This window comes from Pedobacter sp. KH_004, from assembly GCF_057840755.1.
In genome coordinates this window covers 15,698-27,424 of sequence record NZ_CM174519.1, presented here as the reverse complement: position 1 = coordinate 27,424, position 11,727 = coordinate 15,698, and the positions used below count along the sequence as shown (strand labels likewise).

Annotated in this window: 5 protein-coding genes, 2 tRNA genes and 3 rRNA genes; 4 read left to right on the top strand and 6 right to left on the bottom strand. The window is 42.5% G+C overall.

Translation table 11 applies throughout. The features are described from left to right. Nucleotides 1–41 precede the first annotated feature (41 nt). From AC3ITD_RS00135 to AC3ITD_RS00120, 4 genes are all read left to right on the top strand, one after another. Nucleotides 42–854, top strand: coding sequence for an MOSC domain-containing protein (locus AC3ITD_RS00135; protein ID WP_489363037.1), 813 nt, complete (start codon nt 42–44; stop codon nt 852–854). Between the two features lie 72 nt (nt 855–926). Beyond that, nucleotides 927–2,105, top strand: a complete 1,179-nt coding sequence (locus AC3ITD_RS00130) for a glycosyltransferase family 87 protein (protein WP_489363036.1) — start codon at nt 927–929, stop codon at nt 2,103–2,105. Beyond that, the gene (locus AC3ITD_RS00125) at nt 2,102–3,034 is read left to right on the top strand and encodes a glycosyltransferase family 2 protein (RefSeq protein WP_489363035.1); all 933 of its coding nucleotides are present in this window, start codon (nt 2,102–2,104) and stop codon (nt 3,032–3,034) included. Before AC3ITD_RS00130 ends, AC3ITD_RS00125 begins: the two co-directional genes overlap by 4 nt. Continuing rightward, on the top strand, nt 3,034–3,813 hold the full coding sequence (locus AC3ITD_RS00120; RefSeq protein ID WP_489363034.1) for a polysaccharide deacetylase family protein: 780 nt from the start codon (nt 3,034–3,036) through the stop codon (nt 3,811–3,813). The genes AC3ITD_RS00125 and AC3ITD_RS00120 overlap by 1 nt, the downstream gene beginning before the upstream one ends. A gap of 37 nt (nt 3,814–3,850) precedes the next feature. Here the strand turns inward: AC3ITD_RS00120 and AC3ITD_RS00115 are convergent, their stop codons facing one another. From AC3ITD_RS00115 to AC3ITD_RS00090, 6 genes are all read right to left on the bottom strand, one after another. Next, complete coding sequence (locus AC3ITD_RS00115; RefSeq protein WP_489363033.1) at nt 3,851–5,620, bottom strand: S8 family peptidase; 1,770 nt, start codon at nt 5,618–5,620, stop codon at nt 3,851–3,853. 241 nt (nt 5,621–5,861) lie between these two features. Next, a 5S ribosomal RNA gene (rrf, locus tag AC3ITD_RS00110) occupies nt 5,862–5,973 on the bottom strand. Nucleotides 5,974–6,110: 137 nt separating this feature from the next. Further along, a 23S ribosomal RNA gene (locus AC3ITD_RS00105) occupies nt 6,111–8,987 on the bottom strand. Nucleotides 8,988–9,350: 363 nt separating this feature from the next. Further along, a tRNA-Ala gene (locus tag AC3ITD_RS00100) sits at nt 9,351–9,424 on the bottom strand. Nucleotides 9,425–9,437: 13 nt separating this feature from the next. Continuing rightward, nucleotides 9,438–9,512, bottom strand: a tRNA-Ile gene (locus tag AC3ITD_RS00095). A 182-nt stretch (nt 9,513–9,694) separates the two neighbouring features. After that, nucleotides 9,695–11,214 (bottom strand): 16S ribosomal RNA (locus AC3ITD_RS00090). Together the 16S, 23S and 5S rRNA genes with 2 tRNA genes alongside form the textbook arrangement of a ribosomal RNA operon. Between the last annotated feature and the right edge of the window lie 513 nt (nt 11,215–11,727).

Here is an 11,727-nt window from a genome sequence, read left to right as displayed (position 1 = left end):
TCCTACTCTGCAAAAGGTTTTTTGTTTTCTATCTTTATGGGATGAATGACTTATACATTTCTGGCATCTATGTCTACCCAATCAAGTCTCTTGGTGGCGTGAGTTTAAAGGAGGCTATTATGGAAGATCGCGGCTTGAAATACGATAGAAGGTGGATGCTTATTGATAATGAAGGAACTTTTATTACACAAAGGAAACACCATCAATTAGCCTTACTTAATGTCGAAATTGAAAATGAAAACATTATTGTTTCTCACAAAAATGATTCAGGCGTAAAGATTTCGTTTCCCATAGCTGAGGTCAGTGCTACAGAAATTGTGGTTAGCATTTGGGATGATATTTCTGTAGGTGTGGAAGTGAGTAAAAATGTGAGCAAATGGTTTACTGATTTTATGGAAATGGAAGTCAGACTTGTAAAGATGCCTTTAAAAGCAAAAAGAAAAGTCGATCCAAACTATGCTACCCAGGGTGAAATTGTGAGTTTTGCAGATGGCTATCCATACCTGCTTATCGGACAATCATCACTGGATAATCTTAATCAAAAGCTTGAAGAACCCATAAACATGAATCGATTTCGCCCTAACTTTGTTTTTACTGGTGATGAGGCGCATATGGAAGACCGCATTAAAACATTCGCATTAAATGGAATTGAATTCCAATGCGTTAAACCTTGTGCCCGATGTATTTTAATTACCGTTGATCAAGAAACAGGAATAAGGGGAGGCGAGCCCTTAAAGACTTTAGCTAGCTACCGTAAAGAAGGTAATAAGATTATGTTCGGTCAAAATCTTATCCACAAAGGAGAAGGAAAAATCAACCTGGGAGATCAGATGATAGTTAGCAATTGGAAATAATTTACTTCTCATTTGCTATTTTAGGGAAATAATGCACTTATCAAAAATGCTTATCTTCGGCCGTTAATTACCATGGTGGATTCAAATAACCTAAAATCACGTAAAATCTTTAGCTTTCTATTAAAAAAGGAATGCATCATTGCCGTTTACATTCTCCTGGCCATTATTGCTGGCTTCAAGCAATATCAACATCATTCTTATAACAATTATCTCATTTTTAAATATGTTTATTACCACACGATAGACTTACAGAACCTTTATAATAATTACCCTGAGTATGGCGATAGTAACCATTATGGCCCTATATTTTCAGTATTTATAGCACCTTTTGCATTATTGCCAGATGGTTTGGGGATGATTTTATGGAACGTAGCAAATGTTGCTGTGCTACTGTTTGGAATTTTCAGTCTGCCAATTTCAATAAGGAAAAGGAGTATCATTGCGTGGATTTGTGCCCACGAAACTTTAACGGCGTTATTCAGTTTTCAATTTAATATTGCACTTACTGGGCTCATCATCCTCAGTTTCTCCTACTTAATAAAACAGAAAGAAGTTAAATCTGCGTTACTGATCGCCATTGGCACATTAATAAAATTATATGGGATAGTAGGTCTGGCTTTCTTTTTCTTTGCCCGTAACAAACTTAAGTTTATCATAGCTGGGCTTATCGCATTTTGTATATTATTCGCCTTACCGATGGTTCTATCATCTCCAACATTTGTAGTGCAATCTTATGCTGATTGGTATAATTCACTGGTGCATAAAAATGCGACAAATGCGTCATTAACGTCTTTTCAGGATATCTCGCTAATGGGCATGGCAAGGAGAATTAGTGGAAATGTGGAACTATCTAACACCCCATTTCTATTGGGTGGATTATTACTCTTCGGCTTACCATATTTACGCGTTAGCCAGTTTAAGCATTTAGCCTTTCGATTAATGTTGTTGGCTTCTACATTAATATTTACGGTAATTTTTAGCAGTGGTTCCGAATCGCCGACTTACATCATTGCATTCGCTGGTGTCGCAATTTGGTTCGTTATTCAGCAAAAAAACAATTGGGTTGTGGGCCTATTCATTTTTGCGTTTATACTTACCAGCCTATCGCCTACTGACATTTTTCCGAGAGCGATAAAAGAATTTATTCGTCTATATTCGCTCAAAGCCCTACCTTGTATAATCATCTGGCTAACCATTATCTTCCAGATGCTGAAAGAAGATTTTGGATCTTATTTGACTACCGATAAATGAGAAAATTAGTTTCCATAGTGATACCGGCTTACAACGAAGCTGATAATATTTTTGTTATTGCAGAAAGTATTAAAAAGGTTTTCTCATCAATTGATTATCATTATGAAATCATACTGGTTGACGATGGAAGCGCCGATCATACGCTCGAAAAGATCAAAGCTTATGCATCAACTTCCGATAATGTTTTTTTCCTTGAATTCTCCAGAAATTTTGGCCATCAACTCGCTGTAAAAGCAGGGATGGACCATGCTTTCGGTGATTGTGTAATTTCTATGGATTGTGATATGCAACATCCGCCAGAACTGATTCCAGAAATGCTACAAAAATGGCAGGAAGGTTTTGAAGTTGTCTATACCATTCGTGAGGAAGATAAGACGCTTTCAAAAGGAAAACGCAGTTCGTCGAGTTTATTTTATAAAACATTAAACTGGCTATCAGATATCGATTTAGAACCCGGAGCGGCAGATTTTCGTCTGCTCGATCAAAAAGTGGTCAATGTGTTTAGAAATTTCCAGGAGAACGAACCTTTTCTGCGTGGACTGGTAAAATGGCTGGGATTTAAACAGTACGCCATAAAATATAACCCGGCTGCACGCTTTTCTGGAAAAAGTAAATACACCATAAAAAAGATGTTTCGCCTCGCACTTCATGGTGTTACCTCATTTAGTATTAAACCACTTTATTCTGCCGTCTATTTAGGCTTCATCTTGTCACTGGCTTCGGTACTCTATATTCCTTATGTTATTTATGCATTTGTAAACAATGTAGAGGTTTCCGGCTGGGCATCAATGATCATGACTATCGTATTTTTTGGGGGTTTGCAACTGATCATTTTAGGTATTATTGGCATCTATGTGGGTAAAATGTTTATGCAAACTAAAAACCGCCCAAATTATATCATCCGTTCAACAAATATTCCCAATAAATAATGGTGCTTTTAAGTTTCGATATTGAAGAATTTGATATGCCCTTTGAATACGGAAAAGATATATCTTTTGCCGATCAAATCGCCATTTCCAGAAAGGGTACAATTGCTATTCTGGATCTGTTAGATAAACATCAAGTTAAAGCTACCTTTTTTTGCACAGTAACATTTGCAGAAAATATTCCAGATCTAATCAAACGAATTATCGAAACTGGCCACGAGTTAGCTTCCCATGGTTACTACCATTCCGATTTCAAACCGGAACATTTGCTTCAATCAAAATTGAAATTGGAAGAACTATCAGGTGCTGAAATCACAGGCTATCGCATGGCTCGAATGATGCCTGTAGATGAAAAGGAAATCGAAAAAGCAGGATATCAATATAATACTTCCATTAATCCTACTTACCTTCCTGGGCGGTACAACAATTTCCATATCTCCAGAACATTCTATACCGAAGAGAATGTTTTACAAATTCCGGCTTCAGTAAGTCCAGTTTTAAGGTTTCCACTTTTTTGGCTTTCCTTTCATAATTTACCTTTAAGTCTTTATAAGAAATTGGCCAGCTGGACTTATAAAAAAGATAAATACCTTAATATTTACTTCCACCCATGGGAATTTACAGATCTTGACGACTTTGAACGATTTGGTTTCCCAGCTTATGTTCGTAAAAACACTGGCGATAAAATGATGAGTAGAATGGACGATTTTATCAAGTGGCTAAAATCAAAAGGCTATCCGTTCGGTACTTTTCAACAGTTTATCATAAATATCAATAGGTAATGAATAGATAAATGGAATTGCAAAGAGCAGATTAAAACTATTTATATGTCTCTGCCAATTTTAAGGCGTTGTAAGCGTTGACTATTCCACCACTTACGCAAATTTCGCTAAACATAGCACGGACATTGTCACCCTTATTATCTTTATATTTGACTTTGTGTACCACTGGCGAAACCGATTTCATAATAATTTCCCGTACCTGTGTAGGAGTTAACTGCGGATAATAACTGAGAATTAATGCGGCAAGACCTGACACCACTGGGGCAGCCATACTCGTTCCATCAGCCTCTTCATATTTCCCCTCAGGAACAGTAGAATTGATTAAAAATCCAGGAGCAAAAACGTCTACAGTATATTTTCCATAATTAGAAAAACTTGCTTTTAAATTTTCATCATCTTTGTAGGAGCTTGCGCCTACTTCAATCCAATTATTGGCATGCGGGAGAGCAAATTTTGCGGTATCTAACGGATTTTTTTTAGCTTCAGGGGTTCTCCCTATTGAAGGTGCTATTCCTCCAATTCCACTACTTTGATTAGTTTTTGGAAGGGGTACAAAATCCGGCTTAACAGGTTTTTTATGAACTTCTTTATAAGCTTCAGCTTCCCTACTCTCGAAATATTTAGTGGGAAAATTTTCTTCAACGTCATTGTTTTGGTTATCATTCCCAGCAGCATGTACCAACAAAACCCCTTTGGTTTCTGCATATTTAACCGCTTCATCAACAATTTTTTTGTCCCATTTGTAGGCTTTTCCGAAGCTCATGTTAATTACTCTGGCACCATTATCTACCGCATACCTGATTCCATTAGCCACATCTTTATCACGCTCATCACCAGTAGGCACTACTCTAACAGCCATAATACTGACATTATTTGCAACCCCCATAATCCCCAAAGAATTTGAACGATCGGCACCAATAATTCCAGATACATGCGTTCCATGAAAGGCATCTGGCCCCTTTACATCACTATTGCCATAGTTTTTTTGATGAGAATTAGTATAGTCATCTCCTACTAATTCAGCTCTAAGATCGTATTTGGGATTAAGATTATATTTAAGCATAGCGTCATATTGCTTATATCCCTCTTTGATACTTTTATAAAATTTTTCAAAACTCCCGTCTTCTTTTGAGCCTTTTCTGATAATCGTCTTGACTTGTTCCTCCGTTTCATCATTAGCTTTATATTTCTCGATGTCTTCGTATGACGGAATTTTCTTATTATTTGATATTGATACGGAATCCAAAACCTTATTAATAGCCAACAAAACAGAAAAAGTATTGCTGGCATCTTCATATTTTTTACCGAAGTCACCAACCATTTTTTTATACAAATTAAATTCTTCTTTCTGCGCACTATCTAAAGGGGTAAGATTGGTTGTAGATTGATATTTTGGCGTGTAAATTCTTAGCAGTCTTACAAGTTCTAAATTATCGAATTCCAAATTCCCATTTTTAGATCCTATAAAATTCCATCCATGAATATCATCAACATATCCATTACCGTCATCATCAATACCATTATTGGGAATTTCTTTTTTATTCCTCCACAAAACATTTTTTAAATCGTGATGATTAGTGTCAACCCCACCGTCAATAACAGCAACGATAACATTTTGCTCAACTTTTTTATCTTTTAATAAGTCATTATATGCTTTTTCAGCACTGATACCAAAATAGCCACTTTCAGTCAAGTCCAAATTGTACCAATTGGTAGGAAGTTGTACATTCTTAGATTGACCGAAAACACTTGTAGCCAAAAGGTGAAAAAAAATGAATAAAATTAATTTATGGGATATGTTATTCATGATAAATAAAGTGTACATAGTATTACAATAATACGGTTTTATTGCCTTGGAGGAGATATATTTTGCTTTTTTTAACAGATTCGAATATAGTATTTCAATTCTCCTTCAGCCCCGGTGTCCCTCAATCTTTTAGGGTATATCTTTCCTACTACAGTGTCAGTCTTATGAGGGGCTCTTAAACGAGGAAACCCCATCAGCTGTTGCTGATGGGGTTCTCGTTAATGCCCTTTTGGGCTTTAAGATTTGGCACCGACCTACTCTCCCACGTGTTACCGCAGTACCATCGGCTCTGGTGGGCTTAACTTCTCTGTTCGGAATGGGAAGAGGTGGACACCACCGATATAGGCACCTAAATGTTTTTAAATAAGTCTTGAGTTTTAAGTATTGGGTTTTACGTTTTTGAACGTACCACCCACAGCTTATCACCTACAACCTAAATGACATATTATTGAAAGAAGTTATCTTAGAAGAACAAACAACAGTCTGTTTGCTTTGAAAGCTTCGGATGATTAGTACTACTCGACTGTGCTGTCGCCAGCTTTACATCTGTAGCCTATCAACGTAGTAGTCTTCTACGGTCCTATATGGAATTCTCATCTCGTGGCTAGTTTCGCACTTAGATGCTTTCAGCGCTTATCTATTCCCAGCGTAGCTACTCTGCAATGCCCCTGGCGGAACAACAGATTCACTAGAGGCTAGTCCAACCCGGTCCTCTCGTACTAAGGTCAGCCCCACTCAAAATTCCTACGCCCACAACAGATAGGGACCGAACTGTCTCGCGACGTTCTGAACCCAGCTCGCGTGCCACTTTAATCGGCGAACAGCCGAACCCTTGGGACCTTCTCCAGCCCCAGGATGTGACGAGCCGACATCGAGGTGCCAAACCTCCCCGTCGATATGAGCTCTTGGGGGAGATCAGCCTGTTATCCCCAGCGTACCTTTTATCCTTTGAGCGATGGCCCTTCCATGCAGAACCACCGGATCACTATATCCGTCTTTCGACCCTGATCGACCTGTATGTCTCACAGTCAAGCAAGCTTATGCTATTGCACTCCGCGTACGGTTACCAAGCGTACTGAGCTTACCTTTGAAAGCCTCCGTTACCTTTTTGGAGGCGACCACCCCAGTCAAACTACCCATCAAACAATGTCTCCCGCTTAGCGGGATTAGACACCGAATACAGAAAGGGTGGTATTTCAACGTTGGCTCCACGACGCCTAGCGACGCCGCTTCAAAGCCTCCCACCTATCCTACACATCCTGTATCCAATGTCAATGTTAAATTGTAGTGAAGGTGCATGGGGTCTTTCCGTCCCGTTGCGGGTACCCGGCGTCTTCACCGGGACCACAATTTCACCGAGCTCATGGCTGAGACAGCGCCCAGATCGTTACACCATTCGTGCAGGTCGGAACTTACCCGACAAGGAATTTCGCTACCTTAGGACCGTTATAGTTACGGCCGCCGTTTACTGGGGCTTCGATTCAATGCTTCTCCTTGCGGATGACATCCCCTCTTAACCTTCCAGCACCGGGCAGGTGTCAGGCCTTATACCTCATCTTTCGATTTTGCAAAGCCATGTGTTTTTGTTAAACAGTCGCCTGGGCCTTTTCACTGCGGCTGACATTGCTGCCAGCGCCCCTTCTCCCGAAGTTACAGGGCCATTTTGCCGAGTTCCTTAGCCATGATTCACTCGAGCACCTTAGAATCCTCTTCCCGGATACCTGTGTCGGTTTGCGGTACGGGTTTTTATAACCTGAAGCTTAGCGGTTTTTCTTGGAAGTCTGATTACCTGCGCTATCCACTCACCCGAAGGCTTGCGGTACTATCGACTTTCAGCTAGATCGGCGGATTTGCCTACCGTTCCATTACCTACTGTCTTTAACGATCTATTCCGTCAGATCGCGGCAGTGTCACTACTCCGTCCCCACATCGCAGTTATAAAAAGTACTGGAATATTAACCAGTTGTCCATCGAATTTCCCCTTCGGGTTCTCCTTAGGTCCCGACTGACCCTGATCCGATTAGCGTTGATCAGGAAACCTTATCCTTTCGGTGGGCGGGTTTCTCTCCCGCCTTATCGTTACTTATGCCTACATTTGCTTTTCTAGAAGCTCCAGCACCCATTACCAGATACCTTCGCTGCCGCTAGAATGCTCCCCTACCGATATATTTCAATCCCATAGCTTCGGTGTACAATTTAATGCCCGTTTATTATCCATGCCCGATCGCTCGACTAGTGAGCTGTTACGCACTCTTTAAATGAATGGCTGCTTCCAAGCCAACATCCTAGCTGTCTGTGCAATCGGACCTCGTTAGTTCAACTTAACTGTAACTTGGGGACCTTAGCTGATGGTCTGGGTTCTTTCCCTCTCGGCGCGTGACCTTAGCACCCCGCGCCTCACTGCAGATCATATTTCATAGCATTCGGAGTTTGTCTGGATTTGGTAGGATTTGACTCCCCCGCACCCAATCAGTAGCTCTACCTCTATGAAACTTAATATCCACGCTGTTCCTAAAAACATTTCGGGGAGTACGAGCTATTTCCCAGTTTGATTAGCCTTTCACCCCTACCCACAGATCATCCGGAAACTTTTCAACGTTTATCGGTTCGGTCCTCCAGTACGTGTTACCGCACCTTCAACCTGTCCATGGGTAGATCACAAGGTTTCGCGTCTACCCCCTCTGACTATACGCCCTGTTCAGACTCGCTTTCGCTTCGGATCCGTGCCTGAAGCACTTAACCTTGCCAGAGAGGAGTAACTCGTAGGCTCATTATGCAAAAGGCACGCCGTCACACCACTTGGATGCTCCGACCGCTTGTAAGTACACGGTTTCAGGTTCTATTTCACTCCCCTGTTCGGGGTTCTTTTCACCTTTCCCTCACGGTACTGGTTCACTATCGGTCTCTCAGGAGTATTTAGCCTTACCGGATGGTGCCGGCAGATTCCCACAAGGCGTCTCCGACCTCGCGGTACTCAGGATACTGCTAGACTAGCATTCTATACGTGTACCGGGCTATCACCGTGTATCGCTGGGCTTCCCATCCCATTCCACTTCTGTTTGCTAATGCCACGTTGCAGTCCTACAACCCCACCTATGCCGTAACATGGATGGTTTGGGCTCTTTCCCTTTCGCTCGCCACTACTCAGGAAATCATTGTTATTTTCTCTTCCTCTGCTTACTTAGATGTTTCAGTTCGGCAGGTTTGCTCATTATATGTGACTGGTCTTCAACCAGCCGGGTTGCCCCATTCGGAAATCTTCGGATCAATTCCTATTTGCAAATACCCGAAGCTTATCGCAGCTTATCACGTCCTTCATCGCCTCTGAGAGCCAAGGCATCCCCCGTGTACTCTTTATTACTTTCTTCTACTCATATGCCTTTTGCGCCATATGGTATGCTTTTTTTGCTCTTGTTATGATGTCTCATGCTTATCGGTCCCTTGCGGTTCCTTTAAGCGAGCACAAACACAACAGTCGCCTATTGTTGTTTGCTCTTCTTTTTTAACTTCTTCCAATATGTCAAAGAACTTTATTAAGGTACAGCGCTGAGGGTATAAAGGTTCAGGGTTTAATGTCCCCCGGACCAAGCCTATAGCCTATTCCTTATTAGTCAAAAACCGCGGTCTCGAACCGTTTCATATACCTTCCATATATGTGCCCCATGGCGTTTCTTTTTTCTTTCAGTCTGTCAATGATGACCACCGATCCCGGTGATGTATTTTCTTGATGTGGAGAATAACGGAGTCGAACCGTTGACCTCCTGCGTGCAAGGCAGGCGCTCTAGCCAGCTGAGCTAATCCCCCAGGATTATTAAAGTAGTCCCGTCCAGATTTGAACTGGAGACCCCTACATTATCAGTGTAGTGCTCTAACCAGGCTGAGCTACGGGACTGTGCTTTTCGGTTCGGCATTCTTCGCGGTTAGTATATTACCGCTACCGCTCCCTTTGCTTTACCTAGCTTTCGTTCCGATGGCCCTATCGTTGAGGACAACCGTCATTTCTTCTGGGTGTTTCTTCTTTTTTCTCTTTTTTGAAATATCATGTTGCGCAGTGAGTAGTCAACTCCACTCCAGAAAGGAGGTATTCCAGCCGCACCTTCCGGTACGGCTACCTTGTTACGACTTAGCCCCAGTTATCGGTTTTACCCTAGGACGCTCCTTTCGGTTACATACTTTAGGTACCCCCAACTTCCATGGCTTGACGGGCGGTGTGTACAAGGCCCGGGAACGTATTCACCGCGTCATTGCTGATACGCGATTACTAGCGAATCCAACTTCATGGGGTCGAGTTGCAGACCCCAATCCGAACTGTGAATGGCTTTGTGAGATTCGCATCATATTGCTATGTAGCTGCCCTCTGTACCATCCATTGTAGCACGTGTGTAGCCCCGGACGTAAGGGCCATGATGACTTGACGTCGTCCCCTCCTTCCTCTCTGTTTGCACAGGCAGTCTGTTTAGAGTCCCCACCTTAACGTGCTGGCAACTAAACATAGGGGTTGCGCTCGTTGCGGGACTTAACCCAACACCTCACGGCACGAGCTGACGACAGCCATGCAGCACCTAGTTTCGTGTGATTGCTCACTGATCCATCTCTGGATCATTCACTAACTTTCAAGCCCGGGTAAGGTTCCTCGCGTATCATCGAATTAAACCACATGCTCCTCCGCTTGTGCGGGCCCCCGTCAATTCCTTTGAGTTTCACTCTTGCGAGCGTACTCCCCAGGTGGAACACTTAACGCTTTCGCTTAGCCGCTGACTGTGTATCGCCAACAGCGAGTGTTCATCGTTTAGGGCGTGGACTACCAGGGTATCTAATCCTGTTTGATCCCCACGCTTTCGTGCCTCAGCGTCAATAAGACCATAGTAAGCTGCCTTCGCAATCGGTGTTCTGAGACATATCTATGCATTTCACCGCTACTTGTCTCATTCCGCCTACCTCTAGTCCATTCAAGCCCATCAGTATCAAGGGCACTGCGATAGTTGAGCTACCGTCTTTCACCCCTGACTTAACAGGCCGCCTACGCACCCTTTAAACCCAATAAATCCGGATAACGCTTGGATCCTCCGTATTACCGCGGCTGCTGGCACGGAGTTAGCCGATCCTTATTCCTTCGGTACATTCAGCTAGATACACGTATCTAGGTTTATTCCCGAATAAAAGCAGTTTACAACCCATAGGGCAGTCTTCCTGCACGCGGCATGGCTGGTTCAGAGTTGCCTCCATTGACCAATATTCCTTACTGCTGCCTCCCGTAGGAGTCTGGTCCGTGTCTCAGTACCAGTGTGGGGGGCCATCCTCTCAGATCCCCTAGTCATCGTCGCCTTGGTGGGCCGTTACCCCGCCAACTAGCTAATGACACGCATGCCCATCTCCATCCCATAAATGTTTGATCATTGGATAATGCCATCCTGTGATTTTATGCGGTATTAATCCGGATTTCTCCGGGCTATCCCCCAGATGAAGGTAGGTTGCATACGCGTTACGCACCCGTGCGCCGGTCTCAAAGAAGCAAGCCTCTTCTACCCCTCGACTTGCATGTATTAGGCCTGCCGCTAGCGTTCATCCTGAGCCAGGATCAAACTCTCCATTGTAAAATGTGTTGTAAGATTCTGACCAGTTTTAACTATCGTTAAAAATAGTCTTCTTTTGTTTTGTCCGTTGGACATTGACTTTAAAATGTAATAAGGAACTCTGTACTTGAATTCGTACTTCATTACCCCACTACGCATCATTGACATCTCTTTTAAGAACTTATCGACTATCGCCTCACGGCATGTCTTTATATATCGTCTCGCTTCAGTTGGGCGTGAGTCTTGATCGTCTCTCCCCTGTTTCCGCTCGTCTCAATCTTTTTGTTTCCCGTCTTCCGCGACATCCGCCGCTCGACTTTTTCTAACCCTTCCTTTCGGTTGGGAGTGCAAAGGTAGAAAACTTTTTCGAACTTCCAAATAAAATAATTTTTATTTTTTCTATTGATATGATATCTGACTTACCCTTAAAGAATAAATTGGTGATAGGCAATATGATTGCAGGAAAGTATTTGATAGACCAATCCTTAAAATGCCTGCCTTGCAATAGAAACCATGTAATAGATAAACCGAAAA

Excerpts from the sequence above, each read along its gene's own strand:
- AC3ITD_RS00130 (WP_489363036.1), top strand. The coding sequence starts at position 927 with ATGGTGGATTCAAATAACCTAAAATCACGTAAAATCTTTAGCTTTCTA.
- AC3ITD_RS00135 (WP_489363037.1), top strand. The coding sequence starts at position 42 with ATGAATGACTTATACATTTCTGGCATCTATGTCTACCCAATCAAGTCT.
- AC3ITD_RS00125 (WP_489363035.1), top strand. The coding sequence starts at position 2,102 with ATGAGAAAATTAGTTTCCATAGTGATACCGGCTTACAACGAAGCTGAT.
- AC3ITD_RS00115 (WP_489363033.1), bottom strand. The coding sequence starts at position 5,620 with ATGAATAACATATCCCATAAATTAATTTTATTCATTTTTTTTCACCTT.
- AC3ITD_RS00120 (WP_489363034.1), top strand. The coding sequence starts at position 3,034 with ATGGTGCTTTTAAGTTTCGATATTGAAGAATTTGATATGCCCTTTGAA.